Genomic DNA, 21,282 nt, shown 5'->3' with positions numbered 1-21,282 from the left:
GATCAAACACGGCGCGCCATATGACGGATCGACCCGAGTTGCGCAAGACGCGGCCCGGCGAGCCGATACCCCATCCGCTGATAGAGCCGCGCCGCCGGGTTGTCGACGAACACGCGCAGCTGCAACTCGCGCAGTCCGCGTGCGCGGGCCCAGCGGTGCGACACATTCAGCAGATAGGTGCCCGCGCCGCGCCGGCGGTGACCGTCGGCAATCTGCACATCGCGAATATGCAGGGAATCGCCCTCTTCGGTGATGCGCAGCACGCCGATCCGCTCGCCGTCGGCTTCCAGAATGAAGTTTTCCGATTCGCGCCAGCTCGCGAGAAACAGATCGCCGCGCCAGACCAGATGGTGACGACGGTAGTAGCCGCCCATGTTGTTGCGCGTGAGCGCCTCCGCGAATGGAAAGTCATCCATGCTGGCCTCGCGCAACTGGAACGGGGATGGAGCTTCGGTCGGATCGAGCATCGCGGCGAGACGTAATGGGATTCAGGAGGGTGCGATCAACGTTAAGATACGCCGCCGCGGCTGGCAATGGCAGATTGCCCGCGCAGGAACACCCTGGCGTCGCCGCGCCGAAACGCAAAAAGCCCGCTGACGAATCAGCGGGCTTTTCTTGATCTGGCGGAGCGGACGGGACTCGAACCCGCGACCCCCGGCGTGACAGGCCGGTATTCTAACCAACTGAACTACCGCTCCAGTGCTGCTCTGTGCCCCGCGGGTCTCAGACTTTCCGCGGGGGATGCCGTGCGACACCGCTAACGCATGTGCCGCGCGACCCGTACGCAATCAGTTCGCGATTACTACCCAGCCAGTACGCAACGACGATGCAACTGCAACGCAACTGCAACGCAACTACGGCGCAACCTCGATGCAACTGCTACGCAACCGCTGGCGATGCCGGACGTTGCCGATATCTGGCGTCCCCTAGGGGATTCGAACCCCTGTACTCACCGTGAAAGGGTGATGTCCTAGGCCTCTAGACGAAGGGGACCTACGTACTGCGCTTATACCTTTAATGAAAAAGCCCGTTTAGGCGCACCTGCGATGCGCGCCGTAACGGGCTCAATCTTGGCGGAGTGGACGGGACTCGAACCCGCGACCCCCGGCGTGACAGGCCGGTATTCTAACCGACTGAACTACCACTCCAGTCTTGCTATCTTGCTTGCGAGTGTCGGTTATTTCTCTCAAGCCGCGTGGCCTGCAATACAGGCGTTACCTCGCCTCTACCGCAAACGACGCCGATATTCCTGGCGTCCCCTAGGGGATTCGAACCCCTGTACTCACCGTGAAAGGGTGATGTCCTAGGCCTCTAGACGAAGGGGACATAATCTTTGCAGATTTGTCGCAAACTGCTGCAGCATGACTTCTACCGCTGGCTTCCTTCGCTTATCTGCTGCTAACTTCTGACTGCAAATCAGCGAAGAACGCCATTCTAACTGGCTCACAGCGCTTTGTGAAGTGCTTTTTGCTACACGTTGACCGCTGCTGAGTCGACTTTTGCCACGACCTGAGCCGACTTTTACCGCGAATTTGCCGCGATTTTTACCGGGCCACCGCACTTCCGTTTCACAAAGTTCTGCTACATCAGCAGAGCCTGCGATTATACGCAGCGGACTGATCCGCCGGCAAGCGTTTTTGACACGCAGCGTCGATGCGACTCCGTGCGCACGACCGTCGCGCAAAACGCAACGCATCCGCCATTGCGGCCGTCAGTCAATTAAATGGCGTGTCCAGGAACACCCGCGGCCGCAATGCTTCGCTAAGCTTCGATTCAACCAGCATGCGCGCCGCTCGCCACGGTGATCCCGCCGCGCGCCTTAATCGCGGAACCGAAGCGCCATGCCTCAACAGCCCCCGACGACGGACAACCGGATCGACGCCACTCAGCTCAGCGGGCTCGAACTCGCAATGGACGGCTCGAGCTTCGCGCTGCAAGGCGCGGACTGCAGCGGGAACAGCTGGTCGCTGAATCTGCCGAGCGCGTGCCTGCAGCAACTGATCCTCACGCTGCCGAACCTCGCGGTCAAAGCGATGCGCGCGCAGCATCACGACGACTCGCTGCGCATCGTCTACCCGGCACACACGGTCGCCGTCGAACTGGCGAGCGACCACCAGACCTTCATCCTGACGCTGCGCACCGAAGACGGCTTTCACGTGTCGTTCGGACTCTCCGCCACGCAGTGCGAAACGATCGGCGACAGCCCGCGCCGCGCGCAGCTGATGTCGAAAGATTTGAGCCAGCCGTCGTAGTCCTCAGCGGCGCGGCGCCGCGCAAAGCGGTCGCGCGGTTCGCGGTTCGCGGTTCGCGCGCATCGCCGCGGAAGTCATCGCACACCACCTTGCCGGCGCGCGCGACCTCGCCCCACCTTGCCCGACCCGCATGCCGAGTCCTCGGCGCTCGGCGAGAACCGGGAATCCTCTGCCGCCCCTTCGTGCCAACCACACGCTCCGTGTTTCCCCTCGGTTGACGCACACCATCGACCCGCGCAGACTGCATTCATCAAGTGTGATCACAGGTCACACATCGCAACCGATTCGCATCCGCCGCCGCCGGAGGAACCCGTGACCACCCACGTAGCGACCAAGGCATTGCCGCCGCTCGAGCTCGTGGCGCGGGACACGATGGCAAGCCGCGTCTATGCTCAGTTGCGCGAAGCGATCATGACCGGCCGCTTCGCGCCGGGCCAATTGCTGAGTCTGCGCGGGGTCGCGGACGCGGTCGGTTCGTCGACCATGCCGGTGCGCGGCGCGCTCACGCGCCTGCAGGCGGAAGGCGCGCTGATCGACGGTCCCGGCCGCGCGCTGATGGTGCCGCCGATGACGCTCGAGCTGCTCGAAGAACTGCGCGACGTGCGCATCGCGCTCGAAGGCTGCGTGGCCGCGCGCGCCGCAACGCGCATGTCGCGTGTGCATCTCGCGGCGCTGCAGGACGTGTTCGACACGATGGACGCGCACGTCGAAGCCGGCGACGTCGCCGCCTATCTGCGCAGCAATTTCGAGTTTCACGTCGCGATCTACATGCATGGCGCGAGCGATGTCACGCTCGCGACGATCCAGAACCTGTGGATGCGCATCGGCCCGTTCCTGAAACTCGTCGCACCGGACATTCCGCATATGCGCCGTTCGATGGACGCGCACCGCAAGATCGTCGAAGCGCTCTGGCGCGGCGACGGCGAAGGCGCGCGCGCCGGCATCGCGCAGGACATCGGCGAAGCGGCGGACGATCTGCGCGAGCGGCTGATCGAACAGCAGGAGGCCAGCGCCTGAGCTGACCCGCGTCATCGGATGCGGCGGCGCGCCTGCAGTACGCGCACCGCCGCGGCAGTGCTGGGCAAAGTCGAAGTATCGCGTAGTAGCCCGAATCGTTGTATCGACACGTCGTACGGAATGGCCGGACGGCGCGTACACGACGGGCCATCACTCATACGAATCACGACGGAGACAACAGGCATGACGGTTCTATCCATGTTGACGCCGCGCGCGGGTCTGCGCGTGCTCGTGACAGGCGGCGCATCCGGCATCGGCCTCGCGATCGCGCAGGCGTTCGTCGAAACCGGCGCGCGCGTGCACGTGTGCGACGCGAGCCAGCAGACCATCGACGCGCTGCAACGCGCGCAGGACCAGGCGCAAACATCCGGCAGCGCGCCGATCACCGCGACGCTCGCGGATGTCGCCAACCGCGACGCGGTCGAGCGCGTGTTCGCCGACGTCGCGCAGCAGCTCGGCGGGCTCGACGTGCTGGTCAATAACGCGGGCATCGCGGGCCCGACCGGCGGCGTCGACGAGCTCGACGTCGGCGAATGGGAACAGACCGTCGATATCAACCTGAACGCGCAGTTCTACTTTGCGCGCCGTGCGGTGCCGCTGTTGCGCGATGCGCCCGAAGGCGGCGCGATCATCGCGCTGTCGTCGGTCGCGGGACGCCTCGGCTACGCGTACCGCACGCCCTACTCCGCGACCAAATGGGCGATCGTCGGCTTGACGAAGAGTCTCGCGATCGAACTCGGCCCGAGCGGCATCCGCGTGAATACGATCCAGCCCGGCATCGTCAAAGGGCCGCGCATCGAGCGCGTGATAGCCGCGCGCGCGAAGCAGCTCGATCTGTCGTACGAGGAGATGGAGCGGCTCTACCTCGACAAGATCTCGCTGCGCCGGATGACCACGCCCGAGGAAGTCGCGGCGACCGCGCTCTTTTTGTGCTCGCCGGCCGGCATGGGCATTTCCGGCCAGGCGATCTCGGTGTGCGGCAACGTCGAGGTGCTGTAGCCAGCCGCCGGCGCGCGACGCGACGCGACCGGCCGGCGCCAACCCGCCGGTCCGCCGCTGCAACCGACACAACCGATGCGACCGCCGTCGGCCCGTTTCACCGGTTTCACTTTCGCCGGCTCATCTGGCCCACGCATTGGGTCACGCAAGCAGCGAACACCTGACGAAACACGAGGACAACATGGCAGCCAAGCGAAAAGTCATCATCACCTGCGCGCCGACCGGCGCGATCCATACGCCGTCGATGTCGCCATATCTGCCGGTCACGCCGCAGCAGATCGCCGATGCGGCGCTCGCCGCCGCGAAAGAAGGCGCGGCGATCCTGCATCTGCATGCGCGCGACCCGAACGACGGCCGGCCGACGCAAGACCCGGCGGTGTTTCAGGAATTCCTGCCGCGCATCAAGGCCGAAACCGATGCGGTGATCAACCTGACGACCGGCGGCAGCCCGCATATGACGGTCGCCGAGCGGCTGCGCCCGGCGCACCACTTCAAGCCCGAGGTCGCGTCGCTGAATATGGGCTCGATGAATTTCGGCCTGTATCCGATGCTCGCGCGCTACAAGGATCTGAAGCACGACTGGGAACGTCAGCACCTCGAAAAGAGCCGCGACCTCGTGTTCAAGAACACGTTCGCCGATATCGAGTACATCCTGACCTCGTGCAGCGACAACGGCACGCGTTTCGAGCATGAGTGCTACGACATCTCGCACCTGTACAACCTCGCGCACTTCGTCGACCGCGGTCTCGTCAAGCCGCCGTTCTTCGTGCAGAGCGTGTTCGGCCTGCTGGGCGGCATCGGCGCGCATCCGGAAGACCTGATGCATATGCGCCGCACCGCGGATCGCCTGTTCGGCAACGACTACGTATGGTCGATTCTCGGCGCCGGACGCAACCAGCTTCCGCTCGCGTCGACCGGTGTCGCGCAGGGCTCGCATGCGCGCGTCGGCCTCGAAGATTCCTTGTGGATCGAGCCCGGCAAGCTGGCCGAATCGAGCGCCGCGCAGGTCGTGAAAATCCGTCAGGTGATCGAAGGGTTGTCGCTCGAAGTCGCGACGCCCACCGAGGCACGCGCGATGCTGAAATTGAAAGGCGCGAACGAAGTCAACTTCTGATGACGGAGGCGAGCGTGGCTACTCCCGAACTCAAGGTCGTCGCGATGCCGACCGGCTGGCTCACCGTGGACAAGTCGTCGCTGATCTACGCGCGCTACTACGGCCAGCAGATCCGCATTCCGGTGTGGTCGAGCGCGATCGTCGGCGCGCAGAAGAAGATTGTCGTCGATACCGGCATTCACGACCCCGCATGGGTCAGCAGCTTTATCTGCCCGTGCGACCAGGCGCCCGAAGAACGGCTCGAACGCGCATTGAAGGAATACGTCGGGTGGCGCGCAGACGACGTCGATATCGTGATCAACACTCACCTGCACTACGACCACTCCGGCGGCAACACGCTGTTTCGCAATGCGCGCTTTATCGTGCAGCAGACCGAATGGGAATACGCGGGCCGGCCGCTGCCGACGCAGGCGTCGTTGTATCAGGAGTTTCTGATCGGCCGCGAGCCGCTCGCGTGGTTTCGCTGGCAGTTCGTCAACGGCATCGCCGATATCGTGCCCGGCGTGCGCGTGATTCCGACACCCGGCCATACACCCGGTCACCAGTCGGTCGCGGTGAATACGGCGGAAGGCATCGTCGTCGTGACCGGCGATTGCGCGAACTGCATGGAGAACATCGTCGACGGCGTGCCGGTCGGCATCGTGCACGAGACGGCGGCCGAACTTGCGTCGTTAAAGCGCATCCGGCAGATCGCGGACTTCGTGATTCCCGGCCACGACCCGGACGTCGCGCCCGGTTCGGCCGGACTGCGTCTGCCGCCGTCGGCGCGCGTGCCGCATGTCGAAAACACCGCGACTTAATGGGCACGGCGCGCGATAGCGGCCGGCAACGTCGCGATTCAACGATCCAGCAGACGCAGTAACGGATGCAGTAGCAGGCTCAGTAGCAGGCGCGGCAGCAGGTGCATCACGAGTACAGCAACGCAGACTCACCAATAAACACAACCCAGGCAGGATTGGAGGCAGACATGAACACCTTGACGCACATCCTTGGTCGTGCGGCGCGGCTGCTACGCGGCGCCGCGCTCGGCGCGTCGCTCGTTGCCGCGTGCATCGGCGGACTCACGCTGTCGGGACCGGCCGCGGCCGCCGACAAGTACAAGATCTTCCTGTCGATGAGCTATGTCGGCAACGACTGGCAGACCGAAGCGGCCAACATGATCAAGGCGATGGCCGCGACGCCCGCACTGAAAGACAAGGTCGATCTCGAAGTGCAGGTTGCCGGCACCGACGCGCAAAAGCAGATCCAGCAGATCAATTCGATGGTGCAGGCCGGCGCGAAGGCCATCATCATCTATCCGATCTCGCCGACCGCGCTCAATCGCGCGATCAAGAACGCGTGCTCGAAGGGTGTGGTGGTCGCCGCCTACGACGGCGAAGTAACCGAGCCGTGCGCGCACAACGTCACGATCGACCAGCATCAGGCGGGCACCGTGACCGCCGAGTGGCTCGCGAAGACGCTGAACGGCAAGGGCAATATCGTGATGATCACCGGCGTGCCGGGCACCTCGGTCGACCGCGCGCGCACCGAAGCGGCCAAGCAGGTGTTCGCGAAATACCCGGGCATCAAGATCGTCGCGGAAGGCACCGGCATGTGGAGCCAGGCGACCGCGAAGACCGAACTGTCGAAGATTCTCGCCACCAACAGCTGGGACAAGATCGACGGCCTGTGGATGCAGGTCGGCTGCTTCACCGCTGCGTCGATGCAGCTCGATGCGGGCATTGCGGACGACAAGATCAAGCCGTGTGCGGGCGAATCGTCGAACGGCCACCGCGTGCAGATGCTGCCGCCGGGCGCCGTGAAGGGCGAAGGCAGCTATCGCTCGATCGGCTACCGGTCGATCTCGTACGGCGCGCCGCCCTACTCCGGCGCGGTCGCGTTGAAGCTTGCCGTGCAGAAGCTCGACGGCAAGGACTTTCCGGCGCGCGTGACGCTGAAGCTGCCGCTGGTCGAAACGGCGCAATCGAAGCTGTGCAAGACCGGCTCGATCGACGAACTGCGTGCGGGCTGCACCGCGTTCCCGCCGGACAAGGTGCCGCCGGGCTGGTTCGCCGACATCTATTCGGATGAGACGCGCGAAATCGGCCTCAACGCGGCGCTCAACGGCAAGCCGGACTAGCGCCCGACGCTGACGCCAACGCAAAAACGCGCGCGCCTCTTTCACGCCTCACGTTGCCCCGGAGTCCGACGATGTCGACAGTCATGACCGAACCTCGCGAAGCCCACGCGGATCACTGGGCGATCGATGTCGCGAACGTCACGAAACGCTTCGGCGCGACGGTCGCGCTGAACGACGCGTCGTTTCGCGTGCGGCGCGGCGCGGTGCATGCGCTGCTCGGCGAGAACGGCGCGGGCAAGTCGACCACGGTCAAGCTGCTATCCGGCCTGATCCGGCCGGACGAAGGCCGCATTGCGATTCTCGGCCGCGACGTGCAGATGCGCGAACCGAAAGACGCGCAGCGCGCCGGTGTGCAGACCGCGTTTCAGGAGATGACGCTGGTGCGCGACCTGACGGTCGCGCAGAACCTGCTGCTCGGCAACGAGCCGTCCGGCTGGTTCGGCCGCATCAGGCGCGCGGAAGCGCAGCGGCGCGTCACGCAGTGGCTCGAAACACTCGAGCTGACCGATGTGCGGCCCGGCGCATACGTGCGCGACCTCGCGCTGCCGGTGCGGCAAAAAATCGAAATCGCCAAGGCGATGGTGCGCGAGCCGCAAGTGCTGCTGCTCGACGAGCCGACCTCCGCGCTGTCCGGACGCGACGTCGCGTGGCTCGCGCGCCGCATCGACGAAATGAAGGCGCGCGGCGTCACCTTCGTGTTTATTTCGCACCGGATGCAGGAAGTGCGCGAGTTCTGCGACAGCCTGACGATCTACCGCAACGGCCGCGACGTCGGCGCCTTCGACACGCACGCGATCTCCGACGACGAAGTGATCCGCCTCGTAATCGGCCGCTCGATGGACGCGAAGTATCCGCCGAAGCAGCCGCCAACGTTTACTGCGTCGGCGCCCGCGCTCGAATTGCGCAATGTGCGCGTCGACGGCGTGGTCGACGATTTCAGCCTGAAGCTCGAGGCCGGTGAAGTGCACGGCATCGCGGCGCTGCAAGGAATGGGACAGCGCGAGCTGTTCGAGGCGCTGTTTGGCGCCGAATATATCGACGCGGGGCAGATGCGGGTGGACGGCCGTGCGGTGACGCTCACGTCCACCGCCGATTCGCTGAAAGCCGGCGTCGCGACCAGCCTGCTGCCCGAAGACCGCAAGACCGAAGGCCTGTTCCTGCGCCTGCCGGGCGGCGAAAACATTTCGCTGCCGGTGATCAAACGCTATACGCGCTTCGGCCTGATCGACCGCAAGCGCGAGCGCGCGGCGATCGAGCGCGTGCTCGCGCAGATGGAAGTGAATCCGCGCGCGCTCTACAAGCCCTGCCTGTCGTTCTCCGGCGGCAACCAGCAGAAGATCGCGATGGCCAAATGGCTGCTCACGCAAAGCCGCGTGTGGCTGATGTTCGATCCGACGCGCGGCATCGACGTCGGCACCAAGCATCAGATCTTCGTGCTGATGCGCGCGTTCGCGGCGGCGGGCGGCGCGGTGCTGTTCTATTCGACCGACGTGCCGGAGCTCGTCAACGTGTGCGACCGCGTCTCGGTGATGTACCGCGGCCGCAATGTCGCGGAGCTCGACGGCGACCGGCTGACTGAAGAAAACGTGATGCGCGGCATGCTGGCGAGCTGAGCGCGCCGCACCGATAGCGACCGATAACAACCGGCAGCACACCGCCCACGCTTGCCGTCGAGGTTACAAGGAAACGTTATGAGCAACGCAATCGCCTCTCCCGACAGCGACATCGTGCGCCCAGGCGCGCGCATCGGCTTCGGCGCGCGCATCGATCATCATCGCGGCCTGATCATCGCGATCGGCGCGCTGATCGCGATGCTGATCGCGTGGATCGCACTGTCGGCAACGCCGGTCGGACTGTACGACGTCGGCTCGCTGATCTCGAGCGTTACCACGCTCGCGCTGGTCGCGATCGGGCAGACCATCGTCGTATTGAGCGGCGGCTTCGATCTGTCCGCGTCGGCGGTGCTGTCGCTTGCGAATGTACTGGCGGTGCGCTTCGTGCACGGCTCGCCTGTCGAGCAATGGGCCGGCGTCGCGCTGGTGGTGGCGATCGGCGGCGGTGTCGGTCTGATCAACGGTGCGCTGATCGCATGGTTCCGGCTGCAATCGATCGTCGTCACGCTCGCGACGATGTTTATGGTGCAAGGCCTCACGCTGCTGATCCAGAACAAGCCCGGCGGCAGCGTCGGCGACCGGTTCGCGGGCTTCGTCACCGCGGATCTGATCCCGGACAAGCTGCCGATGTCGGCCGGCATTCTGATTGCCGCGCTGCTCGTCTGGGCGTTTATCCGCCGCACGCGGTTCGGCGTCGGGCTATACGCAATTGGCAGCGAGCCGGATAGCGCGTACGCGAACGGCACGCCCGTCACGCGCTATCGCATCATGACGTATGTGCTCGCCGGCATGTTCTACGCGCTCGCGGGGCTGTACGTGTCGGCACAAACCGGCTCGGCGGACCCGCTGGTCGGCCGGCCGCTGCTGCTGTCGATGTTCACCGCGGTCGTGCTCGGCGGCACGTGGCTCGGCGGCGGACGCGGCGGCTGCGTCGGCACCGTGTTCGCCGCGATGACGCTGATGGTGACCGTCAATATCCTGCTCGTGCTGAACGTATCCGCGTTCTTCACGACCATTGCCGAAGCGGTGATCCTGATTCTCGCGGTGCTCGGCTCGTCGATCGGCAAGCAGTCGGCCGCGCATGAATGCGCGCGGCACGCGCTGCATTGGTTCAAGGCGTGGCGCACCGGCACGCGTGCGCAAAACGGCGCCGGCGCGCGCCGCGTCGCATTCGAAGTCGCGGACTTCAAGCCGGTCGCGAACACCGAGCTGACCGGCCGGTGGCTGACCGACTGGATCGAGCGCAATCGCGAATGGGTGAAGTACATCGTGCCCGCGTATCTGCTGTTTTTCGGCGTGATCGCGGCGACCGGGTTCGTGTACGGGCCTGCGGTGCTCGCGAGCGCGAACTTCTATAGCAGCCTGCTGACGCTCACGCTGTTTCTCGCGATCCTCGGCCTCGGCCAGGGCGCGGTGATTCTGACCGGCGGCCTCGATCTGTCGGTGCCGTGGCTGATCACGCTGTCGGGCGTGCTGCTCACCGGTCTCACGCACGGCGTCAACGACGCGGCGCTGTGGGCGGTGCCCGCCGTGCTCGCGGCCGGTTTGCTGGTGGGACTTTTCAACGGCATCGGCGTCGTCGTGCTCGGCTTGCCGCCGATCGTCGTCACGCTCGCGGCGAACGGCCTGCTGCAAGGCATCACGCTGATCTACTGCAACGGCTCGCCGCAAGGCTGGGCGCCGCCCGCGATCAGCAACTTCACGAACGAGCATGCCGGACCGCTGTCGCTCGCCGCATGGAGCGTGCCGCTCGTGCTGATCGTCGCGTTGCTGCTGTTGCATCGCACGGCTTTCGGCCGGCGCGTGTATGCGGTCGGCAACTCGCCGGTCGCCGCGAAGCTGTCGGGCGTGCGAGTCGGCGCCACGCTCGTCGCCGTGTATTGCCTGTCCGCGCTGTGCTCGGCGATCGTCGGTTTGCTGCTCGCGGGCTTTAGCAGCCAGGCGTTTCTCGGCATGGGCGACCCGTATCTGCTGCCGTCGATCGCGGTGGTGGTGGTCGGCGGCGCATTGATTACCGGCGGCCGTGGGCACTACCTCGGCGTGTTCGGCGGCGCGCTGCTGCTGACCGCGCTCGGCACGCTGCTCGCGGGCACCACGGTGCCGCCGGCGGTGCGCGACATCATCAACGGACTGGTCGTGCTGGCCGCGGTCATTACGTTGCGCGACCGCAAGGGGTAGAAGGCGACAGCGGCGTAAAGGCGCGGCTCACGCGCGATAAATGCGCGCTCGCATGCGCAAGAACACGCATCAGCGCTCACGTACGAAGACACCCGCGTGCACGCGCGACGCGACGGCTGCATCGAACGGCGACACCTACGCAGCGCGAGCCGCTTCAAACAACGAGGCAATCGATAACGAGCACCGAGCGACCGGCTGCGCCGATCTCCGCCACACGACGCGCAGCCGTCGCGTCATTCCCGATGCAGTTCCCCCCAACACCGAACGACGGAGATACTCATGATCGAAACCCGCCTGCTGGTCGACGCGAACAACCATCTGGGAGAGGGTCCGCTGTGGGACGTGAAGGAACAGCGCCTGTACTGGATCGACAGCACCGCCGCCGAAATCTATCGCTGCCGCGCGGACGGCAGTGAAGTCGAGCGCTTTTTCGTGCCGCGACATATCGGCTCGATGGCGTTGTGCGAAAAAGGCGGCGCGGTGGTCGCGCTCGCCAACGGCCTGCATTTCTACGATTTCGACGCGCAGACCGTGCGTCTGATCGGCGACCCGGAAAGCGACGACCCGGAAACGCGCTTCAACGACGGCAAGGTCGACCGCCGCGGCCGCTTTATCGCGGGCACGATGGCGTATGACTTCGACCGCTATGACGCCGACCGCGGCCAGCGCCCGACGCGCAGCGGCGGCCTGTACCAGCTCGGCACGAACGGGAAGATCATCTGCCTCGATCGCGGTATCAGTTGCTCGAATGGCCCGTGCTGGAGCCCCGATAACCGCACGCTGTATTTCACCGACACCTATGACCGGCTGATGTATGCGTACGACTACGACATCGAGACCGGCGCGGCGACCAACCGCCGCGTCTTCGCGTCGGCGCGCGATATGGCCGGCACATTCGACGGCGCGACCGTCGACGCCGAAGGTTATGTGTGGAGCGCGCTCGTGTTCGGCGGACGCATCCTGCGCTTTGCGCCCGATGGCAAGCTCGACCGTGTCGTGCCGTTTCCGGTGCGCAATCTGACGAGCGTGATGTTCGGCGGCCCGAACCTCGATACGCTGTACGTGACGACGATGGGCCGCCCGATGTGGGGCATTCCGCAAAAAGAGCGCGATCGCGGCGGCCTGTTCGCGGTGACGGGCCTGGGTGTGAAAGGGCTGCCGGAGCCGCGCTTCGCGGGGTGACGCACGCCGGCCTACATTCGACTTACAACATCGCACGACATCGCTTCGCATCCGCGCAGCGCGCGCCCGGTATGCTGGTTAGAATAAGCGGCAACCGAGCAGCAACCCGGGCGGCCCACCCCGACGCGCTGGCGACTCCGCGGAAAACGCGGCTCGCTGCCGGCACGAGACCGGATTGAGCACGGACCGGGGGCGTGCTGATGCGCCGCTCCGGTCAATTCTCCGCACCACGCGAGGCAAGCGCTGCAGCGCTCACCCGGCGTAACGCGGCATGGGACGGCAGTTGGCGCTCAAGCGCCCGCTTCCGTCTACAAGGAAGGAGACAAGCGATGTGGTTCGTCGGAAAAAGCGAGCTTCTCTCGCTGATTGAACGCAATTGCCTCGAAGAGGTGATGCCGGCTTTCAGCGATCACCGCAGCCTGCGCAAGAACGCCATCATCTATCGGCCGGAAGACCGCAGCGAGTACGTGTATCTGCTCAAGGTCGGTCACGTGCGCCTTTACCGGCTCACCGAGGACGGCCAGGAAATCACGCTGTCGTTTATCAAGGCCGGCATGATCTTCGGCGACGGCGACGTGCTCAACGAAGCGAACTACTCGCACTACGCGCAAACGCTCGCGGAAAGCCGCATCTGCTATATCCGCAAGGCCGACTTCAAGGACCTGCTCACGCGCTACGACGTGATCAACCAGTTCGTGCTGCGCAGCCATCATCAACGCTGGCAGGAAGCGCAGAAGCTGATCGAAAACCTGTCGCTGCACGACGTGCGCAAGCGCCTCGTCAATATCCTGTCGATGTTCGCCACGCAAATCGGCACGCCGTTCGTGCACAACGGGCGTGCCGGCGCCGTGCTGATCGATCTGTCGATCGCGCAGGACAAGCTCGCCGAATTTATCGGCACGTCGCGCGAATCGGTGAACCGGCATTTCAGCGACCTGAAGGCGGCCAGCCTCGTCGATACGCACGAACGCAAGATCGTGCTGACGCCGGCCTTCATCGCGCAGTTCCTGCCGGAGCTCGCGCTGCCGGTGGCCGCCGGCGCTCCCGCGCTCGGCGCGAATGCCGCGTCGCTCGCGCCGGCCGCGTCGATGCCGGCCAAGCATGACCCGAAGCACGATCATGCGTACAAGGCGCCGCTAGCGCGCGCGTGACAGCGCGTCTTTCAACGACGCGACGCCGCTTTGCGGGCTCGACAGCACCGGCACGCGCGTCGCGCCAAGCGACGGCACGAGACGCGCCATCGACACCTGCGCGAGCACGACCACGTCCACCTCGTCCGCCAGCCCGACGATGGTGCGCTTGAGAATCTCGTCGTGCTGTTCGGTGTTGCCCGCGAGCAGCGCCTCGAACGCTTCTTCGGCGACCCGCTCGACCACGGTCACCTCACGCTTCTGTTCGGCCGCTTTCTTGCGGATCAAGCGCACGGTCGGCTCGAGCGTCGTCCTGACCGTCGCGACCACGCCGATGCGCGTGCCGAGACGGCTCGCTTCCGCCGCCATCGCTTCGTCGACCTTGACGATCGGCGTGCGGATCATGCCGCGCAGCAGATCGACCGCCTCGCCGACCGACGAGCACGCGTTCAACACATAGTCGGCGTTCATTGCCTGCGCGTTCGCCATATAGCTGTACATCCGCTGCGTGACTTCGGGCGTCAGATGGCCGGCCGTGCGCACGTCGTTCAACAGGCTGTCGTCGACGATGTTGATCACGCGGGCGTCAGGCAGTTGCTCCTTCAACTGGTCTTTCAACGGCTGCACCGTCACCGGGCCGGTGTGCAATACGACAATCGTGGTCATCTTTTTTCAGTCTCCATTTGAAAAAACGTTACGTTACGTCATGTCGCGATGCGCGGGTTCACCGGCACTATGCGGTGGCGGCCGCCATCACGCGTTCCTGCGTCGCGTCCGCGCGATCGAACACCCCATTGAGGCGCCCTTCGCGCACGACGAGAATCCGGTCGCTGATCGCGAGCACCTCCGGCAAATCCGACGAGATCGCGATAATCGCGATCCCCTGCGCGGCAAGCCGCGCGAGCAGCGCGTGCACCTCCGCTTTCGCGCCGATGTCGATACCGCGCGTCGGCTCATCGACGATCAACACGCGCGGCTCACGCGCCACCCATTTCGCGAGCACCACCTTCTGCTGGTTGCCGCCGCTCAGGTTGATCACCTTCTGCTCGATGGTCGGCGTCTTCACGCCGAGCGTGCGCACGAACTGACGGCACCGCTCGTCTTCCGCGGCGCGCCGGATAAACTGGAACGGCGCGTACGCTTCGAGATGCGTCAGACTGAAGTTCTCGCGCACGCTCATGCCGGCCACCAGTCCCTGCCCTTTGCGGTCTTCGGTCGCAAAGCCGATGCCGTGCGAGATCGCATCATGCGGGTTCGCAATCGCGACCCGCTTGCCTTCCATCCACACCTCGCCGGTACACGGCCGCATGCCGAAGATCATCTCCATGATTTCGGTGCGCCCCGAGCCGACCAGCCCCGCGATGCCGAGAATCTCGCCGCGATGCACGGCAAAACTGATGTCGCGAATCCGCGCCGGCGCGCGATCGCGCGTGCGCAGCGACAGATTGCGCACCTCGAGCACGACCTCGCGCGTCGCATGCGACGCGGACACCGCATACAGATCGCTCAACTCGCGATCGACCATCTTGCGCACCAGCCATTCGCGCGTGACATCGGCCATCGGCGCGCTGCCGACCGTCGAGCCGTCGCGCAGCACGCTCACGCGATCCGCCAGCTCGAACAGTTCCTCGAGCCGATGCGAAATATAGACGATGCCGATGTGCTGCGTGCGCAGCCGCTTGATCAGATCGAGCAGGATGCGCGTCTCATGATGGCTCAGCGACGCGGTCGGTTCATCCATGATGATGATCTTCGAGTCGCACGAGATGGCTTTCGCGATTTCGACCATCTGCTTCTGGCCGACGCTCAGCTCGCTCACCGGCGTACGTGGATCGAGCGACATGCCGATCGTATCGAGCAGCGTGCGCGCCGCTTCGTTCATCCGCGCGCGGTCGATCAGCCCGAAGCGGTTGCGCGGCTCACGCGCGAGAAAGATGTTCTCCGCGATATTCAGGTTATCAACGACCGACAGCTCCTGATAGATGATGCCGATGCCCAGCGCGCGCGCATGATTGCCGTCGCGCAACACCACGGGCTCGCCGTCGACGTGGATCTGTCCGCCCGTGTCGGGCGCGAGCACGCCCGTCAGGATTTTCATCAGCGTGCTCTTGCCCGCGCCGTTCTCGCCGGCAAGCGCGAGCACCTCGCCGCGTGCGACCTGCAAGGTCACGCGGTTGAGCGCGCGCACGCCGGGGAACGTCTTCGAGATATCGCGGACTTCGAGAAACGGCGTCATCGGGCGGCCTTGTATGCGACTTGTTCGTCCATCGAGCTTCGGCGGCAGCGCGGTGCCGCCGGCCTGCTTCGGCTGCTTCGGCTACTTCGTATAACTGCCGAGATTGTCCTTCGTAACGACCGTTACGCCGGTATCGATATCCTTCGCCTGCGTTTCCGTCCCCTGAATCTGCGCAGCCAGATGCTCGACCGCGAGGCGCCCCATCGTCACCGGCCGCTGCACCATGATCGCCTGAATCGTGCCGTCGCGAACGCCCTTCACGGTATCGGGCAAGTCGTCGAATGCGAGCACTTCGAGCTTGCCCTTCATCGAGCCGAACTCGCGCGTGTTCAGCACCTTCGCGACCGCCGGACCGCCGACCTGGCTCACGCCGAAAATACCCTTCAACTGCGGATGCGCGCGCAACGTCGTTTCGACGACCGATACGCCTTTCGCGAGATCGTCGTCGGTGCCCTGCGTCTCGACGACCTTGATGCCCGGATATTTCGTGAGCCCCTTCTTGATACCCGCAATGCGCTCGTTCAGATTCACCGCGCCGAGTTGCCCGGTGACGATCGCGACATCGCCGTTACCGTTCAGCGCCTTCGCCATGGTCTCCGCCATCTGCTCGCCGGCTGCCTCGTTGCTGGTGCCGATATACATCGAGCGGCCGCTGCCCGGCGAGTCCGAATCGTAGGTCAGCACCTTGATGCCGCTCTTTTCCGCGCGCTTCATCACGCTTTCGACCGACTTCGGTTCATTGACCGAAATCGCAATGCCGTCGACATGCTTCGACATCAGGTCTTCGATAATCTGCACCTGCGTCGAGCCCTGCGTGTTCTGCGGCACGACCCACTGATACTTCACGTCGAGCTTGCTCGCCGCGGCCTGCGCGCCGTGGTTGCAGTCGTCGAAGAACGGCACGGCGACCTTCGGAATCACCGCGATCGTGATGTCCTTCGCGTCTTTCGCGTCGGCCGCGCCCGCGGTGAGCGCGAAGATCGCAAGCAGCGCGAGGGCCGCGCCGGTCAGCTTTCGTTGCATGATGTCGTCTCCGTGTTTATTGGTCGGTTTGCTGCTCTGTCAGTTGTTGTTGCTCGCGTTCGCACAGCATTTACACAGCACGCGCGAGTTCGACGCCACGCGTCAGCGCCCTTTGCGGCGCAGCCGCCAGATGTCGATGCTCACTGCAATCAGGATCACGCAGCCGGTGATGGTCTGCTGCGCGTAGGTGTCGATATTGAGCAGCACCACGCCGTTCGTGATGATGCCGGCGAGCGCCGCGCCGATAATCGCGCCCTCGACGCTGCCGACGCCGCCCGACAGGCTCGCGCCGCCGATCGCGGCCGCCGCGATCACGTCGAGCTCGGCGCCGAAGCCGGCCGCGGGCTCCGCGGACACGAAGCGCGAGAAGCTGATCACGCCGGCGAGCGCGGCGATCGCGCCGGACAGCGCGTAGACGGTGAATTTCACGCGCGCGGTGCGCACGCCGCTCAACAGCGCCGCGGTTTCATTGCCGCCGGTCGCATACACATGGCGGCCGAAACGCGTGCGCCGCATCACGACTGAAAAGCACGCGGCGAGCACCGCCATTACGACCACCGGAAACGGAATCAAGCCGAGATAGCCCTGGCCGATGAACGTGAAGCTGTCGGGCACGTCCGGTGTGACCGGCACGCCTTTGGTGATGATGTACATCAGGCCGCGCCCGATCGACAGCGTGCCGAGCGTCGCAATGAACGGCGGCAACTGGATCCGTGTGACGAGAAACCCGTTGAAAGCGCCGACCACGACGCCGGTCATGAGCCCGGCCGCGACCGCGGTCATCGCACCGAGGCCATGCTGGAACGCGAGCGCGGTGACAAGCGACGACAGCCCCATCACCGAGCCGACTGACAGATCGATCCCGCCCGTAATGATGACAAGCATCATGCCGACCGCCATGATCGCGGTAAGCGAAAACGAGCGGAACACGCCCATCAGGTTGTTGGTCGTCAGGAAATAAGGCGAAAAGAGACTGATCAGCACCCCGACCCCGATCAGCACCGCGAAAATGTTCAGTTCGCGGATGCGCAGACACGCGCGCAGCATCGCGAGCGGCGCGGGCACGACCGGCGCTTCGGTTTTCGATGGGATGGCTCTCAACGGACGTCTCCTCGCCAATCGTGCGTTCGGTGCGATTCGGTGCGATGCAGCGCTCTTCAGCGCCAACCCGGTGACACTCAGGGGCGCCGCGCTCGACATCGGGACGATCTTAGGTGCAGAGTGCGCTGTGAAACTGTGACGGGCGTCATACAAACCTATTGGGGTTGTCCCGCGGGTCGTTTCAGCGGGTTGTCGGGAACCCGCCGGGCGGCGCCGACTATGACATGCGTCACAGCCATCATCGTCCGGAACTCGTTAAGCTTCGGGTAAGGCCCGAACCGGGACGCGCGGGCACCAGGCGCATGCGAACAGCGAGTTCGGCCTCTCACCATCCTTACAAGGAGCAAACCGCATGACGAAGCGAGTGGTTGTGACCGGCGGCAGCGGCCTCGCCGGCAAATGGGTTGTCGAGAATCTCGTCGAGCACGGCTATGAAGTGATGAATCTCGACCGCGTACCGATGCCCAAGCGCACCGCGCGCACGCTGATCACCGACATCACGGACGCGGGCCAGGTGTTCAACGCGCTCGCGTCGAGCACGTCGCCCACCGAGTTCGTCGACGATCTCGAACCGAAGCCGATCGATGCGATCGTCCATTTCGCGGCGATTCCGCGCATCATGGTCACGCCCGATAACGAAGTGTTTCGCATCAACGTGATGGGCACGTACAACATTCTCGACGCGGCATCGAAGCTCGGCATCCGTAAGGTGATCGTCGCATCGAGCGAAACGACGTATGGCGTCGTCTTCGCGCACCGGCACCGCAATCCGCAGTACTTTCCGCTCGACGAGCAGTACCCGGTCGACCCGATGGACAGTTATGCGACGTCGAAGGTGATCAACGAGGTCACCGCAAAGGCGTTCCATGCGCGCACCGGCGCGGATATCTACTGCTTCCGGATCGGCAACGTGCTCGAACCCGAGGACTATGCGAAGTTCAACAAGGTGTGGCTGAAAGACCCGGGACTGCGCAAACGCATCGCATGGAGCTATATCGACGGCCGCGATCTCGCGAACGCGTGCCGGCTCGCGATCGAAAAGGATGGGCTCGGCTTCGAGGTGATGAACATTGCCGCCGACGATGTCTCGTCCGACCTGCCGACCGCCGAACTGCTCAAGCGCTTCTATCCGGACGTGCCGGTGAAAAAGCAGTTGAGCGAGTTCGAGACGCTGCTGTCGAATGACAAGCTGAAGCGCCTGCTCGGCTGGAAGCAACAGCATTACTGGCGCGACGAGGCGAAGAAGCACGCTTGAGCGACGAGACGCGGGCGGGTGCGTGCGTATACGTCGCGTATGTGAGCGCACCCCGCCCGGGTGCGGCCGCCGTAGCGGCGGCGATCCGCTTCGATCGTCTGTCGTCTCTTTGCTTCACTCGCCGCTCATCCATCGATGGGCGGCGCAGGGGCGCGTAATCGCGCCCTTTCTTTTCGTCCTTTTCTGTTCGTCCTTTATTCTCTTCGCCCTTGCCCGCTGTTTTGTATCGTAATGTATCGATACGCGATACAGATACACGACCCATCATTTTCACCGCATTCGTGTCATCTTTCGGCGGCGATCCCGACATAAACGAGATACCTGCATGCGTTCCAATGCATGGACGGGTCACACTCACCGGAGATCACGATGCGACTCTCAACCCGAATTTCGACCTTCTGCGCGCACGCCGTGCTTCTGATGTCAGGCGTTGCCGTCACCGCCCACGCCGCGCCGGAGCGCACGTGCAGCGTGGCCAGCCCCGCGCATCGCGTCGCGCTGGTCGAGCTGTACACGAGCGAGGGCTGCGACAGCTGCCCGCCCGCCGACAACTGGCTCAGCCGGATGAACCGCGAGCGGCGCAGCGACATCTTCGTGCCGCTCGCGCTGCACGTCGACTACTGGGACAACGCGCAATGGCGCGACCGCTTTGCGCAGCCCGCGTTCACCGCGCGGCAGAAGTACCTCAGTTCGACCGGCGGCGGCAATATCGTCTACACGCCGGCGGTATTCGTCGGCGGGCGCGAATTGCGCGGCTGGTCGAACGCAACGAGCTTCGATGAACGTGTGCAGCAGCTCGATGCGCAACCGGCATCAGCCGATATCCGGATCGGCGCGCAGACGTCGGCGTCCGGCACGGTCGCGTTCGATGCCAGAATCGATGCGCGCACCCCGCTTCCCGCCGACGCTTATGCGTATGTCGCGGTGTACGAGGACGGTCTGCATAGCGATGTGAAAGGCGGCGAGAACGCGGGCGCGACGCTGCATCACGATCGCGTGACGCGCAAGTGGATCGGCCCGGTGCCGATCGTCGACGGCCATGCGCAGATTACCGGCACATATGCTGCCAGCGGCATGGAGCAAGGCGTGGTCGCTTTCGTCGAACGCGCGTCGACCGGCGAAGTGCTGCAGGCCGCCGACCTGCCCCGCTGCGGCGAAGCGGGCGATGCCGGCAGCGGCGGCGCCCAGCCGGTACGATGACATCGACGCGTTGCCGCATGCCGCATCGGCTGGCGCAACGTCGCTCTAACGCAGCATCGGCTGACGCAGGTCAGCCGAGCGATATCCCGATACCTGGCAATCCGCACAAATGGGTTGCTCGCGCAACGATCCATGACTCACCGAAGGAGCGGTCGATGAAATCGACTTGTAGCGGTCTTGTCGCCGCGTTGCTGATGACGCTCGTGTCTGCGTCCGTGTCGCTGCCTGCGGACGCGGCCAGCGCCGCGGAAGCGGCCTCGCCGATTTACGGCGTGACGATTCCGCACGGCTACCGGAAATGGCAATTCGTCGCGCCCGCCGAGGAAGCCGATCCGCTCAACGAACTGCGCATCGTGCTCGGCAATCCGACCGCGATGAAGGCGCTGGAAAAGAACACGCTGCCTTTTCCCGATGGCTCGATACTCGTCAAGCTCGCATGGAAGCGCGTGCCGTCCGCGGAGTTCGGCCCCGCTTCGGTGCCGGGCGCGGCGACCACGGTGCAGGTGATGGTGAAGGATTCGAAGCGGTATCCGGATTCAGGCGGCTGGGGCTTCGGCCGTTTTATCAACGGCCAGCCGACGGATCTCGCGCAGCATCAGACGTGCTTTGCATGTCATCAGGCGCGGGTGAAGAACCACGATTTTGTGTTTACGCGGCTCGCGCCGTAGGGTGATTCAAACCAAGGTGATTCAAACCAGCGCGCTTCGAATCGGGCGATGCATCGTGAGCGTCACGATGCATCGCACTGTCAGACTTCGATGGCTCGCACAGCACGTTACGCGTGAAAAACCCGCCGTAGAAAAAACAAAGCCCCGACTGATCGCTCGGGGCTTTTTTGATGGTGCTGCTTCCAGTACGTCTTT

Annotated in this window: 19 protein-coding genes and 4 tRNA genes; 14 read left to right on the top strand and 9 right to left on the bottom strand. The window is 64.6% G+C overall.

Annotated features, from left to right (window positions below):
• Positions 1–2: 2 nt before the first annotated feature.
• Positions 3–467, bottom strand: a complete 465-nt coding sequence (locus tag HV675_RS23190) for a GNAT family N-acetyltransferase (protein WP_175113549.1) — start codon at positions 465–467, stop codon at positions 3–5.
• Here HV675_RS23190 and HV675_RS23185 point away from each other — a divergent pair.
• Complete coding sequence (locus HV675_RS23185) at positions 415–597, top strand: hypothetical protein (RefSeq protein WP_175113476.1); 183 nt, start codon at positions 415–417, stop codon at positions 595–597. The genes HV675_RS23190 and HV675_RS23185 overlap by 53 nt on opposite strands.
• A 24-nt stretch (positions 598–621) precedes the next feature.
• On the opposite strand, the gene HV675_RS23180 is transcribed toward HV675_RS23185, so the two are convergent.
• From HV675_RS23180 to HV675_RS23165, 4 genes are all read right to left on the bottom strand, one after another.
• Positions 622–698, bottom strand: a tRNA-Asp gene (locus HV675_RS23180).
• 219 nt (positions 699–917) lie between these two features.
• A tRNA-Glu gene (locus HV675_RS23175) sits at positions 918–993 on the bottom strand.
• 78 nt (positions 994–1,071) lie between these two features.
• Positions 1,072–1,148: transfer RNA gene (locus HV675_RS23170), tRNA-Asp, on the bottom strand.
• A gap of 102 nt (positions 1,149–1,250) precedes the next feature.
• Positions 1,251–1,326, bottom strand: a tRNA-Glu gene (locus HV675_RS23165).
• A 515-nt stretch (positions 1,327–1,841) separates the two neighbouring features.
• On the opposite strand from HV675_RS23165, the gene HV675_RS23160 reads away from it, so the two are divergent.
• The 10 genes from HV675_RS23160 (at position 1,842) to HV675_RS23115 (ending at position 13,625) form a co-directional block, all read left to right on the top strand.
• A complete protein-coding gene (locus HV675_RS23160) occupies positions 1,842–2,252 on the top strand; it encodes a hypothetical protein (RefSeq protein ID WP_175113547.1) in 411 nt (136 codons plus the stop codon).
• A 372-nt stretch (positions 2,253–2,624) separates the two neighbouring features.
• Positions 2,625–3,269: a GntR family transcriptional regulator gene (locus HV675_RS23155; protein WP_175113572.1), complete on the top strand. Its 645-nt coding sequence runs from the start codon at positions 2,625–2,627 to the stop codon at positions 3,267–3,269.
• 183 nt (positions 3,270–3,452) lie between these two features.
• Positions 3,453–4,268 (top strand): SDR family oxidoreductase, encoded by an 816-nt coding sequence (locus HV675_RS23150; protein ID WP_175113546.1) that lies wholly within the window; start codon positions 3,453–3,455, stop codon positions 4,266–4,268.
• Positions 4,269–4,449: 181 nt separating this feature from the next.
• The gene (gene kce, locus HV675_RS23145) at positions 4,450–5,382 is read left to right on the top strand and encodes a 3,5-dioxohexanoate:acetyl-CoA acetone transferase (protein WP_175113544.1); all 933 of its coding nucleotides are present in this window, start codon (positions 4,450–4,452) and stop codon (positions 5,380–5,382) included.
• 44 nt (positions 5,383–5,426) lie between these two features.
• Positions 5,427–6,182: an N-acyl homoserine lactonase family protein gene (locus tag HV675_RS23140; protein WP_175113570.1), complete on the top strand. Its 756-nt coding sequence runs from the start codon at positions 5,427–5,429 to the stop codon at positions 6,180–6,182.
• A 167-nt stretch (positions 6,183–6,349) separates the two neighbouring features.
• Positions 6,350–7,501 carry a sugar ABC transporter substrate-binding protein gene (locus HV675_RS23135; RefSeq protein ID WP_175113543.1) on the top strand — a complete coding sequence of 384 codons (1,152 nt, stop codon included), beginning with the start codon at positions 6,350–6,352 and terminating at the stop codon, positions 7,499–7,501.
• Between the two features lie 71 nt (positions 7,502–7,572).
• Positions 7,573–9,114: a sugar ABC transporter ATP-binding protein gene (locus tag HV675_RS23130; RefSeq protein ID WP_246270489.1), complete on the top strand. Its 1,542-nt coding sequence runs from the start codon at positions 7,573–7,575 to the stop codon at positions 9,112–9,114.
• A gap of 78 nt (positions 9,115–9,192) precedes the next feature.
• Positions 9,193–11,292 carry an ABC transporter permease gene (locus tag HV675_RS23125; RefSeq protein WP_175113541.1) on the top strand — a complete coding sequence of 700 codons (2,100 nt, stop codon included), beginning with the start codon at positions 9,193–9,195 and terminating at the stop codon, positions 11,290–11,292.
• A 279-nt stretch (positions 11,293–11,571) separates the two neighbouring features.
• Entirely contained in the window at positions 11,572–12,474 is a 903-nt protein-coding gene (locus HV675_RS23120; RefSeq protein ID WP_175113539.1) for an SMP-30/gluconolactonase/LRE family protein, read from the top strand.
• A gap of 329 nt (positions 12,475–12,803) precedes the next feature.
• A complete protein-coding gene (locus HV675_RS23115) occupies positions 12,804–13,625 on the top strand; it encodes a Crp/Fnr family transcriptional regulator (protein ID WP_175113537.1) in 822 nt (273 codons plus the stop codon).
• Here the strand turns inward: HV675_RS23115 and HV675_RS23110 are convergent.
• The 4 genes from HV675_RS23110 to HV675_RS23095 all read right to left on the bottom strand — a co-directional run bounded on the left by HV675_RS23110 (position 13,611) and on the right by HV675_RS23095 (position 17,964).
• Complete coding sequence (locus tag HV675_RS23110) at positions 13,611–14,270, bottom strand: aspartate/glutamate racemase family protein (RefSeq protein ID WP_175113535.1); 660 nt, start codon at positions 14,268–14,270, stop codon at positions 13,611–13,613. The genes HV675_RS23115 and HV675_RS23110 overlap by 15 nt on opposite strands.
• Before the next feature lie 67 nt (positions 14,271–14,337).
• The gene (locus tag HV675_RS23105) at positions 14,338–15,840 is read right to left on the bottom strand and encodes a sugar ABC transporter ATP-binding protein (protein ID WP_175113533.1); all 1,503 of its coding nucleotides are present in this window, start codon (positions 15,838–15,840) and stop codon (positions 14,338–14,340) included.
• Positions 15,841–15,921: 81 nt separating this feature from the next.
• Complete coding sequence (locus HV675_RS23100) at positions 15,922–16,863, bottom strand: sugar-binding protein (RefSeq protein ID WP_175113531.1); 942 nt, start codon at positions 16,861–16,863, stop codon at positions 15,922–15,924.
• 102 nt (positions 16,864–16,965) lie between these two features.
• Positions 16,966–17,964: an ABC transporter permease gene (locus tag HV675_RS23095; protein WP_377700483.1), complete on the bottom strand. Its 999-nt coding sequence runs from the start codon at positions 17,962–17,964 to the stop codon at positions 16,966–16,968.
• A 352-nt stretch (positions 17,965–18,316) separates the two neighbouring features.
• On the opposite strand from HV675_RS23095, the gene HV675_RS23090 reads away from it, so the two are divergent.
• The 3 genes from HV675_RS23090 to HV675_RS23080 all read left to right on the top strand — a co-directional run bounded on the left by HV675_RS23090 (position 18,317) and on the right by HV675_RS23080 (position 21,087).
• The gene (locus HV675_RS23090) at positions 18,317–19,219 is read left to right on the top strand and encodes an NAD-dependent epimerase/dehydratase family protein (RefSeq protein ID WP_175113529.1); all 903 of its coding nucleotides are present in this window, start codon (positions 18,317–18,319) and stop codon (positions 19,217–19,219) included.
• Positions 19,220–19,588: 369 nt separating this feature from the next.
• Positions 19,589–20,419 (top strand): DUF1223 domain-containing protein, encoded by an 831-nt coding sequence (locus HV675_RS23085; protein WP_175113527.1) that lies wholly within the window; start codon positions 19,589–19,591, stop codon positions 20,417–20,419.
• Positions 20,420–20,613: 194 nt separating this feature from the next.
• Positions 20,614–21,087 (top strand): cytochrome P460 family protein, encoded by a 474-nt coding sequence (locus HV675_RS23080; protein ID WP_377700490.1) that lies wholly within the window; start codon positions 20,614–20,616, stop codon positions 21,085–21,087.
• Positions 21,088–21,282 lie beyond the last annotated feature (195 nt).

This window comes from Paraburkholderia solisilvae, assembly GCF_902859875.1.
Classification (GTDB): domain Bacteria; phylum Pseudomonadota; class Gammaproteobacteria; order Burkholderiales; family Burkholderiaceae; genus Paraburkholderia; species Paraburkholderia solisilvae.
Note: the sequence above shows the minus strand (reverse complement) of the source record. Positions and strands in the feature narration are given on the sequence as shown.